The sequence below is a fragment of the Blastococcus sp. SYSU DS0552 genome (assembly GCF_054050815.1).
On record NZ_JBJHAB010000022.1, the window covers coordinates 1 to 17680 of the forward strand.

The 17680-nt window shown below is 75.4% G+C and carries 21 protein-coding genes and 2 riboswitches; of the genes, 7 read left to right on the forward strand and 14 right to left on the reverse strand.

The genetic code is table 11. From position 1 onward, the window contains the following. From ACI8AG_RS17925 to ACI8AG_RS17960, 8 genes are all read right to left on the reverse strand, one after another. Nucleotides 1–577, reverse strand: a 577-nt coding sequence (locus ACI8AG_RS17925; protein ID WP_456598080.1) for an ABC transporter ATP-binding protein, incomplete at its 3' end; no start/stop codon positions are given. Between the two features lie 80 nt (nucleotides 578–657). After that, a complete protein-coding gene (locus tag ACI8AG_RS17930; protein ID WP_456589830.1) occupies nucleotides 658–1275 on the reverse strand; it encodes an ECF transporter S component in 618 nt (205 codons plus the stop codon). Further along, nucleotides 1274–1377: riboswitch (TPP riboswitch) on the reverse strand. It overlaps the preceding gene by 2 nt. A 24-nt stretch (nucleotides 1378–1401) precedes the next feature. Then, on the reverse strand, nucleotides 1402–2034 hold the full coding sequence (locus ACI8AG_RS17935) for a thiamine phosphate synthase (protein WP_456598081.1): 633 nt from the start codon (nucleotides 2032–2034) through the stop codon (nucleotides 1402–1404). Beyond that, entirely contained in the window at nucleotides 2031–2843 is an 813-nt protein-coding gene (locus tag ACI8AG_RS17940; protein WP_456598082.1) for a thiazole synthase, read from the reverse strand. Before ACI8AG_RS17940 ends, ACI8AG_RS17935 begins: the two co-directional genes overlap by 4 nt. 4 nt (nucleotides 2844–2847) lie before the next feature. After that, nucleotides 2848–3048: a sulfur carrier protein ThiS gene (gene thiS, locus ACI8AG_RS17945; protein WP_456598083.1), complete on the reverse strand. Its 201-nt coding sequence runs from the start codon at nucleotides 3046–3048 to the stop codon at nucleotides 2848–2850. A 5-nt stretch (nucleotides 3049–3053) separates the two neighbouring features. Beyond that, nucleotides 3054–4172 (reverse strand): glycine oxidase ThiO, encoded by a 1119-nt coding sequence (gene thiO, locus ACI8AG_RS17950; protein ID WP_456598084.1) that lies wholly within the window; start codon nucleotides 4170–4172, stop codon nucleotides 3054–3056. Beyond that, on the reverse strand, nucleotides 4169–4795 hold the full coding sequence (gene thiE, locus ACI8AG_RS17955) for a thiamine phosphate synthase (RefSeq protein WP_456598085.1): 627 nt from the start codon (nucleotides 4793–4795) through the stop codon (nucleotides 4169–4171). The genes thiO and thiE overlap by 4 nt, the downstream gene beginning before the upstream one ends. Beyond that, on the reverse strand, nucleotides 4792–6138 hold the full coding sequence (locus tag ACI8AG_RS17960; protein ID WP_456598086.1) for a purine-cytosine permease family protein: 1347 nt from the start codon (nucleotides 6136–6138) through the stop codon (nucleotides 4792–4794). Before ACI8AG_RS17960 ends, thiE begins: the two co-directional genes overlap by 4 nt. After that, nucleotides 6128–6239: riboswitch (TPP riboswitch) on the reverse strand. Its footprint overlaps the gene before it by 11 nt. Nucleotides 6240–6285: 46 nt before the next feature. Here ACI8AG_RS17960 and ACI8AG_RS17965 point away from each other — a divergent pair. Further along, a complete protein-coding gene (locus ACI8AG_RS17965; RefSeq protein ID WP_456598087.1) occupies nucleotides 6286–6879 on the forward strand; it encodes a thiaminase II/PqqC family protein in 594 nt (197 codons plus the stop codon). Beyond that, complete coding sequence (locus ACI8AG_RS17970; RefSeq protein WP_456598088.1) at nucleotides 6876–7493, forward strand: TenA family protein; 618 nt, start codon at nucleotides 6876–6878, stop codon at nucleotides 7491–7493. The genes ACI8AG_RS17965 and ACI8AG_RS17970 overlap by 4 nt, the downstream gene beginning before the upstream one ends. A 45-nt stretch (nucleotides 7494–7538) precedes the next feature. Here the strand turns inward: ACI8AG_RS17970 and ACI8AG_RS17975 are convergent, their stop codons facing one another. After that, complete coding sequence (locus tag ACI8AG_RS17975) at nucleotides 7539–8831, reverse strand: Nramp family divalent metal transporter (protein ID WP_456598089.1); 1293 nt, start codon at nucleotides 8829–8831, stop codon at nucleotides 7539–7541. 98 nt (nucleotides 8832–8929) lie between these two features. Then, a complete protein-coding gene (locus tag ACI8AG_RS17980) occupies nucleotides 8930–9649 on the reverse strand; it encodes a Mut7-C RNAse domain-containing protein (protein WP_456598090.1) in 720 nt (239 codons plus the stop codon). A 139-nt stretch (nucleotides 9650–9788) separates the two neighbouring features. Between ACI8AG_RS17980 and ACI8AG_RS17985 the strand changes: the two genes are divergently transcribed. After that, the gene (locus tag ACI8AG_RS17985; protein ID WP_456598091.1) at nucleotides 9789–10556 is read left to right on the forward strand and encodes an SDR family NAD(P)-dependent oxidoreductase; all 768 of its coding nucleotides are present in this window, start codon (nucleotides 9789–9791) and stop codon (nucleotides 10554–10556) included. Between the two features lie 36 nt (nucleotides 10557–10592). Here ACI8AG_RS17985 and ACI8AG_RS17990 read toward each other — a convergent pair whose 3' ends face one another. From ACI8AG_RS17990 to ACI8AG_RS18005, 4 genes are all read right to left on the reverse strand, one after another. Continuing rightward, the gene (locus ACI8AG_RS17990) at nucleotides 10593–10877 is read right to left on the reverse strand and encodes a rhodanese-like domain-containing protein (RefSeq protein ID WP_456598092.1); all 285 of its coding nucleotides are present in this window, start codon (nucleotides 10875–10877) and stop codon (nucleotides 10593–10595) included. Nucleotides 10878–11105: 228 nt separating this feature from the next. Then, complete coding sequence (locus tag ACI8AG_RS17995) at nucleotides 11106–11792, reverse strand: alpha/beta hydrolase (RefSeq protein ID WP_456598093.1); 687 nt, start codon at nucleotides 11790–11792, stop codon at nucleotides 11106–11108. Continuing rightward, the gene (locus ACI8AG_RS18000; protein WP_456598094.1) at nucleotides 11789–11998 is read right to left on the reverse strand and encodes a hypothetical protein; all 210 of its coding nucleotides are present in this window, start codon (nucleotides 11996–11998) and stop codon (nucleotides 11789–11791) included. Before ACI8AG_RS18000 ends, ACI8AG_RS17995 begins: the two co-directional genes overlap by 4 nt. Before the next feature lie 42 nt (nucleotides 11999–12040). Continuing rightward, nucleotides 12041–13054, reverse strand: coding sequence for an NADP-dependent oxidoreductase (locus tag ACI8AG_RS18005; RefSeq protein ID WP_456589815.1), 1014 nt, complete (start codon nucleotides 13052–13054; stop codon nucleotides 12041–12043). A 138-nt stretch (nucleotides 13055–13192) separates the two neighbouring features. On the opposite strand from ACI8AG_RS18005, the gene msrA reads away from it, so the two are divergent. The 4 genes from msrA to ACI8AG_RS18025 all read left to right on the forward strand — a co-directional run bounded on the left by msrA (nucleotide 13193) and on the right by ACI8AG_RS18025 (nucleotide 17659). Further along, entirely contained in the window at nucleotides 13193–13858 is a 666-nt protein-coding gene (gene msrA / locus ACI8AG_RS18010; protein WP_456598095.1) for a peptide-methionine (S)-S-oxide reductase MsrA, read from the forward strand. Nucleotides 13859–13902: 44 nt separating this feature from the next. Further along, the gene (locus ACI8AG_RS18015) at nucleotides 13903–14820 is read left to right on the forward strand and encodes a haloalkane dehalogenase (protein WP_456598096.1); all 918 of its coding nucleotides are present in this window, start codon (nucleotides 13903–13905) and stop codon (nucleotides 14818–14820) included. 7 nt (nucleotides 14821–14827) lie between these two features. Continuing rightward, nucleotides 14828–15958: a methyltransferase gene (locus ACI8AG_RS18020; RefSeq protein ID WP_456598097.1), complete on the forward strand. Its 1131-nt coding sequence runs from the start codon at nucleotides 14828–14830 to the stop codon at nucleotides 15956–15958. A 117-nt stretch (nucleotides 15959–16075) separates the two neighbouring features. Then, on the forward strand, nucleotides 16076–17659 hold the full coding sequence (locus tag ACI8AG_RS18025) for a methyl-accepting chemotaxis protein (protein WP_456598098.1): 1584 nt from the start codon (nucleotides 16076–16078) through the stop codon (nucleotides 17657–17659). Nucleotides 17660–17680 lie beyond the last annotated feature (21 nt).

Below are 17680 nucleotides of genomic sequence, written 5' to 3' on the forward strand. Positions count from 1 at the left end.
CCCCCCCCCCCCCCCCCCCCCCCACCCCCCGCCCCCCCCCCCCCCCCCCCCCCCCCCCCCCCCCCCCCCCCCCCCCCCCCCCCCCCACCGCGCGGTCCACCGCCGTGCGCACGAGCGCGGCGCCGTCCGGGTCGAGCTGGGCGGTGGGCTCGTCCAGGAGCAGCAGACCCGGGCGGGGGGCGAGGGCGCCGGCCAGCACCAGCCGTTGCTTCTGACCGCCGGAGAGTGCGGCGGTCGCCCGGTCGCGGCCGAGCCCGAAGCCGACGGCGTCGAGGGCGGCGTCGACCGCCGGCCAGATGCGGTCCCGCGGCGTCCCGACGTTCTCCAGCCCGAAGGCGACGTCGTCGCCGGCCCGGGTCATGACCAGTTGGGAATCCGGGTCCTGGAAGACCGTGCCGACCCGCTGACGGCGGCGGTCGGGCGGCCCGCCGTCGACGGTGATCTCCCCCTCGACGTCACCGCTCTCCGGTTCCAGCAGCCCGCCGAGCGCGCGCAGCAGCGTGGACTTGCCGGCGCCCGAACGGCCGGTGAGCAGCACCCGCTCGCCGGGGGCGATGCGCAGGTCGACGTCCCGCACCGCCCAGGCCCGCCGGGTGGCGTGCCGGAAGCCCCACCCGTCCAGCCGGACGGCGGCCGGGCCCGTGGCCCCGGACGTCGTCAGACCCGCGTGCGACCGGAGGCGAACGACGACAGCGCGCCGCTCGCGGCCAGTGCGCGGGCCAGCAGCACGCTGCCGATCCCGGCGACGACCGCCGTGCTGCCCACGACGAGCGCGACGTAGGTCGTCTTCCAGCCCGCCGACCAGTCCGGGTAGTAGTAGACGAGGTCGAGGACGGCGGCGGTCGCACCCGTGAGGACGGCGGCCAGCAGCGCGGGCGCCCAGCCGAAGCGGCGGTAGCGGAAGGCGGCGAAGCCGGCGTCGCCGGCCAGGCCCTGCAGCAGGCCGTAGACGATCGTCGTCGTCCCCCAGGCGGAGCCGAGCAGCGCGGAGACGATCGCGGCGACCAGCTCGGCGAACAGGCCGGCGCCGGGCTTGCGGACGATCAGCGGGGCGAGCACCGCGGGGATCAGCCAGACGCCGTACATGAACGCCTGGGCGGGCGGGAAGGCGGCGAACGCCGTCCCCGTGCCGGCCCAGAGCAGGCCCCACGCCCAGAAGACGACGCCGAAGGCGGCGCCGAGGACGGCGGTGACGACGATGTCGACGGTGCGCCAGCGGTTGCTGCGCTCCCGGGCGGGCGCAGCGTTCGACGAACGGACGGCCGGATCGGCCATGTCTCTTCCTCCAGGCTCCCTGCGCCGGCATGACCCGGATCAGGTTCGAGGGTCTGCGGTGTCCCGCACTCTCAGCGCCGAAGCGCTCCCCTGCTGCGAATGTGTGTGTTCGGTTGTGCCGCCAGACTAGCCCGGCCACGGTGGGGACGGAGCCTGCGGCCGGGCGCCGGGTCCCGGGCGGCTGACCGGGGGCATCGCCTCGAGGTACGCGGCCGCGCGCCCCGGGTCGCGCATCAGCGGGCCCATCACGGCGACCCCGTGCGCCCCTGCGGCCAGGAGCGAGGGCACGTGCTCGGGAAGGACCCCACCGAGCGCGAGCGCCGGCGGTGCCCCTGGCACGAGGATCGCGCGCAGGCCCTCGGGCCCCAGCGCGGGGCCGTAGCCGGGCTTGGACGGGGTGGGGAAGACCGGCGAGACGGTGACGTAGTCACATCCCTCGGCGTGGGCGGCCGCCACCTCGGCCGCGGAGTGGCACGACCGGCCGACGACCGGCGGGCGGGGTGCGGGGAACGGCTCGCTCGCCGAGAGGTGGACCGCCCCGGTGGCGCCGGGCGCACCGGCGCGCAGCAGCACGCCGCCCACTGACGCGAGCACGGGCGCCAGCTCCGCGGCCAGCAGGTCCCGCTCGGCAGCGGGCAGGTCCTTCTCCCGGAGCACCACCGCGCGCGCTCCGGCCTCGACCGCTGCCGCGACCACGTCCACGAGCGGCCGGTCGCACTGGGTGCGGTCGGTGAGCACCAGGAGGCGGGGCGGCGTCACAGCTCGGGCAGCCCCTGCATCGGCGTGGAGGCCTCGGCGTGCCAGCGCCGCGGGATGCGCCCGGCCCCCCGGGCGAGCCTGCCGGCCTCCACCCCGTGGCGCATCGCCAGGGCCATCCGCTCCGGTTCCCGCGCCCGGGTGACGGCGGAGGCGAGCAGGACGGCGTCGCAGCCCAGCTCCATCGCGAGCGTCGCGTCCGACGCCGTCCCGATGCCCGCGTCCAGCACCACCGGGACGTCGACCGCCTCGCGGAGGAGCGCGATGTTGTGCGGGTTGCGGATGCCCAGGCCGCTGCCGATCGGCGAGCCCAGCGGCATGACGGCCGCGCACCCGATGTCGGCCAGCCGGCGCCCGAGGATCGGGTCGTCCGTGGTGTACGCCAGCACGGTGAACCCGTCGGCGACGAGCTCCTCGGCCGCCTCGAACAGCTCGATCGGGTCGGGGAGAAGCGTGTGCTCGTCGCCGATGACCTCCAGCTTCACCCAGGAGGTGTCGAACGCCTCGCGGGCCAGCCGGGCGGTCAGGACCGCTTCCCGCGCGGTCCGGCACCCGGCCGTGTTGGGCAGCAGCCGCACCCCACACCGGTCCAGCACCTCGAGCATCGCCGCACTGCTGGAGGCCTCCACCCGGCGCAGCGCCACCGTCACCAGCTCGGTGCCGGAGGCCACGACGGCCCGCTCCAGCGACTCGAGACTGGGCGCCCCGCCGGTGCCCAGCAGCAGCCGGGACGTGAACGTCTCCCCGCCGAGGAGGAAGGGATCGGCCTTCTCCTCCTGCTCCAGCGCGGGGACCACCTGGTGCACGGTCATCGGGTCAACCTCCTGCGGTGGGGGCGAGGACTTCCAGGCTGTCCTCGGCGGAGAGCCGGGTCGACTCCCAGCCGCTCCGGGGGACGACGTCGCCGTTGCGCGCGACCGCGACCTTGCCGTGGCCGTTGGTGCGGGCTTCGACGAGCGCGGCGACGGTGCAGTCGTCGTCCACGTCGGTGGGCACGCCGTTGACGGTCACCTGCATGCGGATCACCTTCCGAACCTGTCTGCGGTGAAAGGGGCGGCGAGACCGGGCAGCTCGCCGGTCGCGAGGTGCTCGGCGACCACCTCGCCGGTCACCGGCGCCAGGAGGACGCCGTTGCGGTAGTGCCCGGTCGCCAGGACCACGCCCGGTACCTCCGATGGTCCCAGCAGCGGCCCGTTGTCCGCCGTCGCGGGCCGCCACCGGGCGATGGTCTCGACCAGCTCCAGCTCGGAGACGCCGGGGACCACCTCGAGCGCGTCGTGCAGCAGGTCGTGCACGCCGCCGGCGGTGACCGCGGCGTCGAAGCCCCGGTCCTCGACGGTGGCGCCGACGATCAGCCCGTCCCCGGGCACGCCGTCGTCGTACGGCACCAGGTACACCTGCCGCCCGCGCACCAGCGCCCGCACGGTCCCCTCCAGCAGGCCGGCGGCCCCTCGCATGCGGAGGATCTGCCCCTTGACCGGCCGGACGGGCAGCGCTGGGACCCCGGGGAGCGCGCCGCTGCGCGCGCCGACGGCCACCACGACGGCGTCGGCGGCCAGCTCCGTGCCGTCGGCCAGCCGCACCCCGGCGGCCCGGCCGTCCACGACCCGCACCTCCGCGACCCGGGAGGGCACCAGCCGGACGCCGGCTGCCCCGGCGGCGGCCAGCAGGCCGGCGTGCAGGGCCCGGCCGTCCACCGAGTGGTCACCCGGAACGTGCAGGGCGCCCCGTACCCGCGGCGACAGCGACGGCTCGCGGCGCCGGGCGGCCCGCGCGGTCAGTCGCTCGACGGCCAGCCCGAGCTCGCGCTGGAAGTCCAGCAGGGCATCCAGCGCGCGCATGTCGTCCTCGTCGAAACCGACGACGACGGTGCCCTGCGTGCGCAGGCCCACCGGCACGCCACCGGCCCGCTCCACCTCCGCGACGAAGGCGGGATAGCGCTCCAGCGACGCGAGGCACAGCCGGAGCAGCGCCTCCTCGCCGTAGGCGGCCTCGGTGACCGGCGCGAGCATGCCGGCGGCGGCCTGCGACGCACCGCCTCCGGGCGCGTCGTCCACCACGGTGACCGGCAGGCCCCGCTGGGCCGCCCGCCACGCCACCGACAGCCCGATCAGCCCACCGCCGACGACGACGACGGTCACGGTCTGCCGCCCAGGGCCCGGAGCAGCTCACGGGTGGCGGCACCGGGGTCGGCCGCGGCCGAGACGGCTCCGACGACGGCCACCCCGGCGGCGCCGGCGGCGAGCAGGTCCGGGATCCGCTCGACGGTCACCCCGCCGATGGCGATCACCGGGATCTCGACCGCCTCGGCCACCGCACGCACTCCTGCCGGGCCGAGCGGAGCGGGCAGCCCGGCCTTCGTCGCCGTCGCGTGGGCGGGCCCGACGCCGAGGTAGTCGGCGCCCTGGGCCACCAGGAGGCGGGCGCGTTCCGGGTCCCGGGCCGTGCCGCCCAGCAGGTGCCCCGGGCCGGCCAGCCGGCGGACGACGTCGAGCGGCAGGTCGTCGGCGCCCAGGTGCGTGCCGTGGGCGCCGACGGCCAGCGCCAGGTCGACCCGGTCGTTGACCAGGCAGGTCGCCCCCGCGCCCGCGCAGACCTCCACCACCCGGCGGGCGAAGTCGTAGCGCTCCCGGTCGGAGGCGTCCTTGGACCGCACCTGGACCACCGGGGCGCCGGCGGCGACCGCGGCGGTCACCGCGTCGAGCGCCGCCCGGCCGACCCGGGCGTCGGTCAGGACGTGCAGGCCCCCGAGGGACGCGGTCACGCCGCCGCCCGGCGGTGCCGCAGCGCGCCCGGCAGGGCCACGGCCACGGTCAGCAACGCGGCCACGGCGAGGCTCACCAGCGAGGCCGACCAGCCGTTGGCCGGGTCGATGCCGAGGTCGGTCTGGCGTTCGGTCCACCACGCCGTCCAGGCCGCACCCGGACCGGCGAAGAAGGTCGGCAGCGTGAGCTGGTAGGCCACGAAGCCGGCCACCCAGGGGAGGAGCAGCAGCGGGCGGGCGCGCGCGGTGTCGGACGTGTCCCACGCCCCCCGGGGCAGCAGGAAGTAGGCGACGACGAAGACCCCGATGAGCGGGACGAACACCGCGCCGATCAGGAAGAGGAACGGCTCGTAGGCGGCGAGGTCGAAGGCTAGGGCGAGGGTGGTGGCCACCACGCCGACCGCCACGGCGAGCACGCGGCGGTCGAGCCGCGCCACCACGTTCTGGGCCGACACCGCCGTCGAGTACACGTTGGCGAACGCCTCGTCGACCTCCACCACGAGCAGCACCAGCACGGCGACCAGACCCAGCGGGACGGCGAGCATCGCGTCGATGACGTCGAGCCCGCCGCGGCCGTAGGCGGCCAGCGCGATGACCCCGAGGCTGAACATGGCCACGGTGGCCAGGCCGTAGCCGGACGCCGTCCCGACGAAGGCGGTCCGCCCGCTGCGGACGTGCCGCGTGTAGTCGGCCGCCAGCGGGAACCACGAGATCGGCAGGGCGATGACGATGTCGGCCGCCGTCCAGAAGGACGTCGCCCCGCCCTCGGTCACCGGCGGCAGCGGCTCGGACAGGACCTGGACGAAGAGGTAGACGATCGCGGCGATCGCCGCCCAGACGGCGTAGCGCGCGAGCACCCGCACCACGCCGAGCGGGCGCAGCGCCATCAGGGTGGCGAAGGCGCCCGCGGCGATCGCGAACGGCCAGCGCGGCGCGTCGAGGGCACGTGCGGCGGCCTCGGAGATGATCAGGATCTCGAAGGCGGCCCAGCCGATGCACTGCACCAGGTTGAAGCCGGTGGGCAGGAACGAGGTCCGCCGGCCCAGCAGGCCTCGGAGCAGCACCATCGCCGGCACGCCCTCGCGGGCGCCGGCGGCGGCGCCCAGCCCCAGCAGCACCGAGCCGATGACCGCGCCGACGACGACGGCCCCGAGCGTGTGCCACAGCGGCCGGTCGGCGAGGACCACGAAGGTGGCCGCCACGGGCAGCAGCAGGCTGATGCCCAGGCTGGCCCAGAGCCCGGCGGTCTCCCGCAGGCCGAGGGTCCGGGGCGGCGGCTCGGACAGGGTGAGGGGCGCATCCTCCCCGCGGGTGGCTGCGCCGACGGTTCCAGAACTGCCCATGATCGCTCCCTACGCCGGCATTACCCGGTCAGGTTCCAGCGGTCGGCGGCGCGGCAGCCGCCCTCTCAGCCCGGTCGATCCGAGCTCCCGCACCACGGCCTCGGCCGTGACACCGCCACCCTAGGGGGTCTCGTACAGTCGGCGCTCGTGCCGGTCGACGAGCTGCCAGTCCGCCATGCCGACGCCTTCGCGGACGCCACCCGCCATCCCTTCCTCACCGCCGTGCGGGACGGCACGATCGAGCCGTCGGCCTTCGACACCTGGCTGGTGCAGGACGTGCGGTTCGTCGCCGACCTCCTCCGCTTCCAGGCGCGGCTGCTGGCCCGGGCGCCCCGGCCGGCCCAGGAGGTGCTCGCCCGCGGAGCCCTGGCCCTGGTCCAGGAGCTGGACTGGTTCGAGGAGCGGGCGGCGGCCCGGGGACTGGACCTCTCCGCGCCCGCGCTGCCGGCGACGACCGCCTATGCGGAGCTGCTCGAGCGGCTGGACGGCGCCGATGTCCCGGCCGCGCTGACCGCGCTGTGGACCATCGAGCGCACCTACCTCGACGCCTGGTCGGCCGCGCTCCCGGGTGCACCGGCCTACCGGGAGTTCGTGGAGCACTGGACGGCGCCGGAGTTCGGCGGGTACGTGGCGGACCTCGCCGCGGCGGTGGACGCGGTCGGCGGAGGCGACGAGCGCGTCTTCCTCGAGGTGGTCACCGCAGAGGTCGCGTTCTGGGACATGGCGGTGGCGACGGGATGAGCCTGGCCCGTGAGCTCTGGACCGCCGAGGCCGGCCTCGCCGCCGCGGCGCTGTCGCACCCGTTCGTGCAGGGGATCGCCGACGGCACGCTGCCGCGGGACCGGTTCGCCGGCTACGTGGCCCAGGACGCGTTCTTCCTGGAGGCGTTCGCCCGGGGCTACGCGCTGGGCGTCGCGCACAGCCCCGACCGCGCCACCCTCGACGTCTTCGCCGACCTGCTGGCCGGGGTCCGTGAGGAGCTGGGGCTGCACGCGTCCTACGCGCAGCGCTGGGGCATCGACCTGACCGCCGTCCGGCCGGGGCCGGCGACGTCGGCCTACACCGACTTCCTGCTGGCCACGGCCTCGCTGGGCGGCGTGGCGCTCACCTGCGCGGCGATGACCCCGTGCATGCGCCTCTACGCCCATCTCGGGCAGTCGCTGGCCGACCGCGCGTCGGGCCCGTACGAGGAGTGGGTGCGCACCTACGCCGACCCGGGCTTCGAGGAGCTCGCCGCCACGCTCGAGCGGCTGCTCGACGCCGTCGCCGTCGACACCCCGGCACTGCGGGCGGCCTACTCCCGGGCGATGCAGCTGGAGATCGGCTTCTTCGACGCCGCCTGGCGCGGCGTCTGACCGGTGCGGCCGGGTGCGCCGCCCGATCGGGAGGTGCCTGCTGGTTCAGCCGAGCAGGCCGACCAGCAGGTGGGCGTTGAGCCCGATGATCAGGACCGCGATGACGCTGCCGGCCACGGTGGTGGTCCGGCGGTTCACCCAGCCGCCCATCAGGTCGCGGCGGCTGGTGAGCCACAGCAGCGGCACCAGGGCGAACGGGATGCCGAAGGACAGCACCACCTGCGACCACACCAGCGCGGTGGTGGGGTCCCCGCCCAGCACCAGTACGGCCAGCGCCGGGGCCAGGGTGATCAGCCGGCGGGTGAGCACCGGGATGTGCCGCTTGAGGAACCCGGCCATGACCACCTGGCCGGCGTGCGTGCCCACCGAGGAGGAGGCGAACCCCGAGGCCAGCAGCGCGAGGGCGAAGGCGAGCGCGGCGCCGGTGCCGAGCTGGTCACCGAGCCCGGCGTGCACGCCCTCGAGGCTGTCGACGCCGCTGTCGCTGGTGAACAGCTGCGCGGCGATGACCAGCATCGCGGCGTTGACCAGCCCGGCCAGGCCCATGGCGACGACGATGTCGATCCGCTGCGCCCGCAGCAGCCGGCGCCGTCCCTCCCGGCTCCGGCCGGCGGTGACGGCGTCGCCGTAGCGGCCGGGGGTGAGCGCGGAGTGCACGTAGATCACGTGCGGCATCACCGTGGCGCCCAGGATCCCGGTGGCCAGCACCACGCTCTCGGCGCCGTCGAAGGAGGGCACCATGCCCCCGGCGAGCCCGCCCGGGTCGACGCCGGAGCCGAGGAGGGTGTAGCCGAACCCGATGCCGATGACCAGCAGCAGCCCTGCGATGACCCGCTCGAACGGGCGGTACCCGCGGGACTGCGCCGCCAGCAGGACGAAGGCGACGACGGCGGTGATGACGCCGCCGATCGGCAGCGGGACCCCGAAGAGCAGGTACAGCGCCACGGCGCCGCCGACGATCTCGGCCAGGTCGGTGGCGATCGCCACGGCCTCCGCCTGCAGCCACAGCCCCCGGGTGACCGGCTTGGGCAGCGTCTCGCGGCAGAGCGTGGCCAGGTCGCGGCCGGTGGCCAGCCCGAGCTTCGCGGTCAGCGACTGGATCAGCATCGCCATGAGGTTGGCCGCGACGATGACCCACAGCAGCGTGTACCCGAACGCGGCGCCGCCGGCGAAGTTCGTGGCGAAGTTGCCCGGGTCGACGTAGGCGACGGCGGCGACGAAGGCCGGACCGAGCATCGACCACAACCGGCGGCGGCCCGGCTCGGCCAGCGGGGGGCGCTGCGCGGGGGCGCGCAGCGTCGTCGGCAGGACGGCGGCCTCGGTCTTCGACAGGTACACGGCGGTCCTCGCAGGCGGTCTCCGGGTGGGTGGTCGCTCGCTCCCTGCCCGCGCCGCGTGTCACGCCGGGGCCGACCCGTGGCCCCCCGGGGCCAAGGTCAGGCTTGCCTGCCCCGCCCGGTCCGGCGGGCCCGCTCGACCAGCGCGTCGATGCGCGCGGCGTGCGCGCCGCGCCAGTACACCCGCCCGCACGCCGGGCACCGGGCGAAGGCGTCGTAGGTGCGGCGGGTGCCGGGCTCCAGCTCCGCCGCCACCTCGTCCTTCGGCACCGGGTGGACGGCGGCCCCGCAAGCGGTGCAGCGGGTGAGCGGCGCCAGCGGCAGGGAGAAGCGGTCGAGCACGTCGTCGAGCTGCTCGCCGGGCCGGCTCCCGCGGACGAGCGCGCCCTGCGGCAGGGCGCGCCGCATGAGCAGCCCCCGGTCCTGCGTGAGCAGCACCCGGCCCTCGGCCGCCGCCCGGGCGACCAGCGCGGCGTCGTCGGCGTCGTTCGACCAGGCGGCGTCGGCCCCGAGCAGCCGCAGCTGCCGCGCGAGGGCGCCCAGCCCGACGTCGAGGAGGAACCCACCGGGCGGGACGGCGACCGGCCGCGGCGCCGGGTCCACCTCCAGCACGGTGCCGGGGGCGGTCCGGTCGGCGGGCGTCGCCGGTGCGCCGTCCGCCCGGATCGTCCCCACTTCGGTCAGCGGGATCCCGGCGGCCTGCACCAGGTGCCCGGCCGTCGCGTCGGGGTCGAAGGGCAGCCGGCGTTCGCCCGCTCCCCGGTACCGCGGGGCGAGCAGCCACCGCAGGTCCGGGGCAGGCCGCACGCGCACGTCCACGGCGACGGGCTACCCCGGCCGGACGGCCGCCGACACGCGCCAGGCGTGCGCGGGCCTCTTCCTGGGCACGGAGGTGGCCGTCCGCCGATCCACCCGTGGAGGTCCTGTGTCCGAAGCAACCGCCCGTCCCCTCGCCCTCGTGACCGGTGCGTCCAGCGGCATCGGGCTGGAGCTGGCCAAGCAGTTCGCCGAGCACGGCTTCGATCTGGTGGTCGTCGCCGAGGACGCCGAGCTCGACGCCGCGGCCCAGCAGCTGCGCCAGCGCGGCGCCGCCGTCTCGCCCGTCCGGGCCGACCTCACGGTGCGCGCGGAGGTCGAGAAGGTCGTCGCGGCCGTGCGCGCGGCAGGCCGGCCGCTGGCCGCCGCCGCGCTGAACGCCGGCGTCGGGGTCGGGGGTCGCTTCGCCGAGACCGATCTGGAAGCCGAGATCGGGATGGTGGAGCTGAACTGCGTGTCGACGCTGCACCTCGCCAAGCGGGTGGTGCAGGACATGGTGGTCCAGGGGGAGGGGCGGATCCTCTTCACCTCCTCGGTCGCCTCGCAGGCGCCCGAGCCGTTCCAGACCGTCTACTCCGCGACGAAGGCGTTCGTGCAGTTCCTCGCGCTGGGCATCCGCGAGGAGCTGACCGACACCGGCGTCACCGTCACCGCCCTGCTGCCCGGGCCGACCGACACGGAGTTCTTCGACCGGGCCGACGCCACCGACACCAGGCTGGGTGCCAGCGACAGCAAGGACGACCCCGCCCAGGTCGCCCGGCAGGGCTTCGAGGGTCTGATGAAGGGCGAGGCGTCGGTGTTCGCCGGCTCGGTGAGCAGCAAGCTGATGGGGCGGCTCTCGGCGCTCATGCCGGACGCGCTCGCCGGCAGGTCCCACAAGCCGATGACCCGGCCAGGGTCCGCCGAGTAGCCCGGGGGGCGGGGGCCTCCGGCGCGGTGCCGGCGATCAGCACCCGCAGCTGCCCCCCGGCGCCGGGGCGGTCAGCGGATCGACCGCCGGCCGGTGCACGCCCTCGTCGGTGACCATCGGTAGGCCCTCCCGCGCCCAGTACTCGAACCCGCCGATCATCTCGCGCACCCGGTAGCCGAGCAGGGCGAGCCGGAGCGCCGCACGGGTGGCGCCGTTGCAACCCGGACCCCAGCAGTAGGTGACGACCGGGACCGCGGGGTCCAGCTCCGCGGCCGCCCGGTCGGGGATCTCGGCGCCCGGCAGGTGCACGGCGCCGGGCACGTGCCCCCGGCCCTCCTGCAGGGGCCCGCCGCGAGCGTGCGAGCGGTGGGGGGCAGGAGGGTCCTGTTACACGTCGCTGACGTCGGTCTCCACGGCCAGCCGCCGGGCGAAGTGAGCGGCGGCCACGGCCGGTTCGGTGCTCCAGTCCATCACCGGGCCGACGCCAGGGGTGCCGCCCGCCGCCGACGAGGCCCGCTCCTGCCGACCATCGCAGCGGATCTGCCGTCCTCAGAGCGGCACGGCGAGCCCGTCCGGCGCCGGCCGTGCCAGCGCGGCCGCGACGTCCGGCCGCATCGGCGCCAGCCCCGCCCCGGCCAGGACGACGTCACGCGCGAACGCGTGCCAGCGGTGCGCCGAGCGCAGCATGCTGTGGCCGCCGGTGATGGTGAACCGGGCCACCCGCGCGCCCGCGCGGTGGGCCCGGACCGCGAAATCGGCGGAGAGCTGCGCGGGCACCCACCGGTCGCCCCGGCCGTGCAGGATCGCGACGGTGCGGTCGCGCAGGTGGCCGACGGGCTCGCCGGGAGGCGTCCAGGGCGCGAGGGCGCAGACCGCCGCGACGCCGCCGTGCCCCCCGGCGCGCAGCACGGCCCGCCCGCCCATCGAGTGCCCGACCAGCACGACCGGCAGCTCTCCGTGCTCGGCACGGATCCGGTCCAGCGTCCAGCGCACGTCGGCGTAGGCGTCCGCGGCGGCGCCGTTCCAGCCGGCCACCCGGTAGCGCAGCAGGCAGGTGGTGAGCCCCCGCTCCGCGCCGGCGGAGGAGACGAACTGTTCGATCGCCCGCATGCGCACCAGCGAGAGCGCCCGCTCCTTGGGGGGCTCCACGCTGGCCACCGTCCCGCCGTGGCAGAACAGCGCGACGGCGCGGGGTCGGCCGGTCGCCGGGCGGGTCTCCAGGACCGGTCCGGTCACGCCCGGCGGGACCGGCGGCCGCCGCGGAGGCTCGCCCGGGCCCGGTCGCCCAGGTCACCGGCCTTGAGCAGGCCGTTGCTGAGGGACGAGGGCCCGCGGCGCTGCTCGAGGGCGTGCCCGAGCCGGCGCAGCACGCCGGTGGCCAGCGGGACCAGGATGGTCAGGATCAGCCACATGCGCAGCCGGCGGGTGAAGAAGAGCCACATGCGGTGCACTCTGCCCCGCCGTGGTCCCGGGGAACCGCCGGGTCAGTCGGCCAGCTTGACGATCATCTTCCCGGTGTTCCCCCCGCGGAGCAGGTCGAGGAAGGTGTCCACCGCGTCGTCCAGCCCCTCGCGGACGGTCTCGCGGACGACGAGCTTCCCGGACGTGAGCAGGTCGCCCACCTTCTCGCTGAACTCCGGGGCGAGATCGGCGTGGTCGCCGACGATGAACCCGCGCAGGCTCAGCTTCTTGGTGACCATCATGAACATGTTGCGCGGACCCGGGGCCGGCTCGGTGGCGTTGTAGCCGGAGATCGCCCCGCACAGCGCGGCCCGGCCGTGCTCGTTGAACGCGCCGATGGCCGCCTCCAGGTGCTCGCCGCCGACGTTGTCGAAGAAGACGTCGATGCCGTCGGGCGCGGCGGCCGCGAGCAGCTCCGCGACCGGGCCGTCGTGGTAGTCGAACGCGGCGGTGAACCCCAGCTCCCCGGTCAGCCAGCGCACCTTCTCCGGCGTCCCCGCGCTGCCGACGACCGCCGAGGCGCCGTGGAGACGGGCGAACTGGCCGACGAGGCTGCCGACCGCGCCCGCGGCGCCGGAGACGAACACGGCGTCGCCCTCCCGGAACTCCGCCAGCCGGAACAGCCCCGCCCAGGCGGTGAGGCCCGGCATGCCGAGCACGCCCAGGTGGTAGCTGGGCGGGATGCCCGGCAGCTCGGGCAGCACGCGGACGTGCGCGGCGTCGAGCACCGCGACGTCCCGCCAGGCGGCGTCGGCGAGCACCAGGGCGCCCTCGGCGACGTCGGGGGAGCGGGACTCCACCACCCGGCCGACCGCACCCCCGCGCATCGTCTCGCCGATCTCCCAGCGGGCCGCGTACGACTTCCCGGGGTTCATCCGGCCACGCATGTACGGGTCGACGCTCATCACCAGCATCCGGACGACGATCTGGCCGTCGGCCGGGTCGGGTCGCTCCAGCTCGACCAGGCGGAAGTCGTCGGGGGTCGGCTCGCCGTGCGGCCGGGCCGCCAGCTGCCATTCGCGGGTCCGGATGGGCATGCGGCCATCCTGCCGGGCGGAGCGCGCGTGCGCCGGGTGCGACGAACTCGTGGTGATCAGCGCGTGATGGCCACGAGTTCGTCGCACTCGCGGCCGTCGGCCCGGATCGGTGTTGCACGACCGACCTAGAGTGGGGGCATGTTGTTCTCCCGGTACAAGACGCAGCCCGTCTCGGTCGAGGACGCCCTGCCGGGCCGCCCCGACCCGCTGCCGCACGTGCCCGAGGTGCACGCCGTCAACGGCAACCGCATCCAGCCGCCGTTCCCCGAGGGCATGCAGACCGCCGTCTTCGGCGCGGGCTGCTTCTGGGGCGTGGAGAAGGTCTTCTGGGAGCTGCCCGGTGTCTACTCGACCGCGGCCGGCTACGCGGGCGGGCACACGCCGAACCCGACCTACGACGAGGTCTGCTCGGCCCGCACGGGGCACACCGAGGTGGTCCTCGTCGTCTTCGACCCCTCCGTGACCTCCTACGAGCAGCTGCTGAAGGCGTTCTGGGAGGACCACGACCCGACGCAGGGCATGCGGCAGGGCAACGACATCGGCACCCAGTACCGCTCGGCGATCTACTACTCCACCCCGGAGCAGGAGGCCGCCGCGCTGGCCACCCGCGACGCCTACCAGGAGCGGCTGAAGGCGGCCGGGTACGGCGAGATCACCACGGAGATCGCGCCGCTGGGGGAGTTCTACTACGCCGAGGACTACCACCAGCAGTACCTGTACAAGGTGCCCAACGGCTACTGCCCGGTGCACTCGACCGGCGTCTCCTGCCCGGTGGGCCTGGGCGTCGACAGCTCCGACAGCTGATCCGCGCCGGCGCCGGCTGCGTCCCGAGCCGGTAAGACTGAGGCATGGAGATCCTGCGGACGCCCGACGAGCGGTTCACCGGCCTGCCCGACTTCCCGTACGAGCCCCGCTACGTCGAGGTGGACGACGGCGAGGGCGGCCGGCTGCGGGTGGCCTACGTCGACGAGGGCCCGGCCGACGGCGAGACGGTGCTGCTCCTCCACGGCGAGCCGTCCTGGTCCTTCCTCTACCGCCGGTTGATCCCGGTCCTCGTCGACGCCGGCCTGCGCGTCGTGGCGCCCGACCTGGTCGGTTTCGGCCGCTCGGACAAACCGGTCGACCGCGCGGCGTACACCTACGCCCGGCACGTGGAGTGGATGCGGCAGGCGCTGCTCGACGAGCTGGGGCTGCGCGACGTGACCCTCGTCGGCCAGGACTGGGGCGGGCTGATCGGGCTGCGGCTGGTCGCCGAGAACCCCGACCGGTTCCCCCGGGTCGTGGTGGCCAACACCGGCCTGCCCACCGGCGACCAGAAGATGAGCGAGGCGTTCCTGGCCTGGCAGCGGTTCTCCCAGGAGAGCCCGGAGTTCCAGATCGGCCGGATCGTCGGCAACGGCACCGTCGGCGGGCTCGCACCCGAGGTGGTCGCCGCCTACGACGCCCCGTTCCCGGACGACCGGTACACCGCCGGGGCCCGGCAGTTCCCCGCCCTGGTGCCGACCTCGCCGGACGACCCGGCGGCCGCGGCGAACCGGGCGGCCTGGGAGGTGCTCTCGCGCTGGGAGAAGCCGTTCCTCACGGCGTTCTCCGACGGCGACCCGATCACCGGCGGGGGCGAGCGGGTGTTCCAGAAGCTGGTGCCCGGTGCCCACGGCATGCCGCACACCAGGCTGGCCGGCGGCGGGCACTTCCTGCAGGAGGACGTCGGCCCGGAGCTCGCCCGGGTGGTGGTGGACCTCGTCGCCGCCACGCCCCGTTCCTGAGCCCGCCGTGGAACCCACCGCCGACGAGGTGCTCGCCGCGCTGCGGCGCGAACCGGACGTCGAGGCCCCCGACCTGGTCGCCGTCGACGCGACCGACCGGCTGCTGCTGGACCTGGCGGCCGAGCTGGTCCCCGGCTGCGCGGCCGGCGAGGTCGCGGTCGTCGACGACTCCTACGGCGCGCTCGCCCTGGGGCTGGCCGCCCGCCACGGCCTCGCCGGGGTGCGGGTCGGGCAGGACCTGCTGGTGGGGGAGCGGGCGCTGGCCGCCAATGCCGAGCGGGTGGGCCTGGCCGGGCGGTACCGCGTGCTGCCGCTGGGCCCGGAGCTGGCCGCCGGGGCCCGGCTGGTGCTCGTCAAGGCGCCCAAGGCGCTGGACGCGCTGCGCGAGATCGCCGAGGTGGTCGCCGCCTCCGCGGCGCCGGACGTCACGGTCCTGGTGGGCGGCCGGGTGAAGCACATGACGCACGCGATGAACGACGTCCTCGGTGCGTCGTTCGGCGAGGTCTCGGCGACGCTGGCCCGGCAGAAGTCCAGGGTGCTGGTGGCCCGCGGACCGCGGCCGGGACGGTCGTCCTTCCCCCGCCGCCAGGAGCACCCCGACCTCGACCTGACGGTCTGCGCCCACGGCGCCGCGTTCGCCGGCACGAGGATCGACGTCGGGACCCGGGCGCTGCTCCGGTCGCTGCCGGAGATGACCCCCGACGCCCGGACGGCCGTGGACCTCGGCTGCGGTACCGGCGTCCTCGCCACGCTGCTCGCCCGGAGCCGACCGGGGCTGCGGGTGCTGGCCGTGGACCAGTCCGCCGCGGCCGTCGCCTCGGCCGCGGCGACCGCCGCCGCCAACGGGGTGGCCGACCGCGTGGAGGTGCTCCGGGACGACGCCGCCGCGACCGTGCCCGACCGCAGCGTCGACCTCGTGGTCTGCAACCCGCCGTTCCACGTCGGCGCGGCGGTCGTCACGACGGCCGCCGACCGGCTGTTCGTGGCGGCGGCCCGGGTGCTGCGCCCCGGCGGTGAGCTCTGGACCGTCTACAACTCGGCGCTGCGGTACCGGCCGGCGCTGAACCGGGTGGTGGGGCCGACGCGGGTGGCCGGTCAGGACCCCAGGTTCACGGTCACCGTCTCCACCCGCCGCTGAGGCGGCAGGGGCGGATGGTGAGCCAGGTCACCGATTGGTGTCGATCCACCCGCTCGGGTTGACCCCGGGCCGCGGATCCCGAGTACGGGAGCGAGGGATCCGACCGAAGGAGCATCCATGACCGGGCGACTGCGCGGTGTGAAGGTGAGCACCCGTCTGATGACGTTGGTGCTCGTGGCGGTCATCGGGATGGCGACCATCGCCGTGATCGGGGCGCTGCAGGTGCGCTCGACGATCGAGGAGGAGCAGCGCACCCAGGCCCGCGTGGCCGTCGAGGCCGCACTGGGCGTCATCGCCCACTACGGCGAGCAGGAGGTGGCCGGCGAGCTGACCCGGGCGGAGGCGCAGGCGGCGGCGACGGCCGCGATCCGCGGGCTCCGGTACTCCGGCGAGGAGTACTTCTGGATCAACGACATGACCCCGCGCATGGTCATGCACCCGATCAAGCCCGAGCTCGACGGGCAGGACCTCTCGGCCAACGAGGACCCCGACGGCAAGAAGCTCTTCGTCGAGTTCGTGGAGGTGGTCGAGGCCGAGGGCAGCGGCTTCGTCGACTACCTGTGGCCCAAGCCCGGCGAGGAGGAGCCGCAGCCCAAGATCTCCTTCGTGACCGGGTACGAGCCGTGGGGCTGGGTGGTCGGCTCGGGCATCTACGTCGCCGACCTCGACGGCGCCTTCCGGGAGGAGCTGGTCACGGTCGCGCTCTGGGCGGCGCCGCTCATCCTGCTCATCGTGGGGCTGTCGCTGGTCATCTCCCGCAGCATCAGCCGGCCGCTGCGCACCATGACCGAGGTGCTCTGCACCGGTGACCTCAAGCGCCGGCTCGACGAGGGTGCCGGCCGGACCGAGCTGGACCAGCTCGCCGGCGCGGTGAACACCACGCTGGGACGGGTCTCCGGCGTCGTGACCGAGGTCGGCCAGGCCTCGCAGCTGCTCGAGGAGGCCGCCCGCACGCTGTCGTCCACCAGCGAGTCGATCGCGGGTACGGCCGACCGCTCGCAGGGCCAGGCCCAGAGCGTCACCAGCGCGACCCGCGAGGTGAGCAGCGGGATCGAGGCGGTCGCCGCGGGAGCGGAGGAGATGGGTGCCTCGATCCGGGAGATCGCGCACAACGCCGCCGAGGCCGCCCGGATCGCCGGCAGCGCCGTCTCCGCGGCGGAGTCGACCTCGGCGACGATCGGCAAGCTGGGGGAGTCCTCGGCGGAGATCGGCAACGTGGTGAAGGTGATCACGAGCATCGCCGAGCAGACCAACCTGCTGGCGCTGAACGCCACGATCGAGGCGGCCCGCGCGGGTGAGGCCGGCAAGGGCTTCGCGGTGGTGGCGAACGAGGTGAAGGAGCTGGCGCAGGAGACGGCGAAGGCGACCGAGGACATCGCCAAGCGGGTCGAGGCCATCCAGACCGACACCGGCAGCGCCGTCCGGGCGATCGGCGACGTCACCACGATCATCGCGGAGATCAACGACTACCAGACGACGATCGCCTCGGCCGTCGAGGAGCAGACCGCCACCACGAACGAGATGAGCCGGGCGATCGGGGACGCCGCGGAGAGCGGCCGGTCGATCGCCGGGACCGTCGCCGAGGTCGCCCAGGGTGCGCAGGAGACCTCCGCCGGGGTGGTCGCCATGCAGGCGGCGGCCGACGACCTCGTGCGCATGTCCGGCGAGCTGCGGAAGGTGGCCGGAGCCTTCCAGCAGTGACCTGACGCCGGCCGGTGGCGG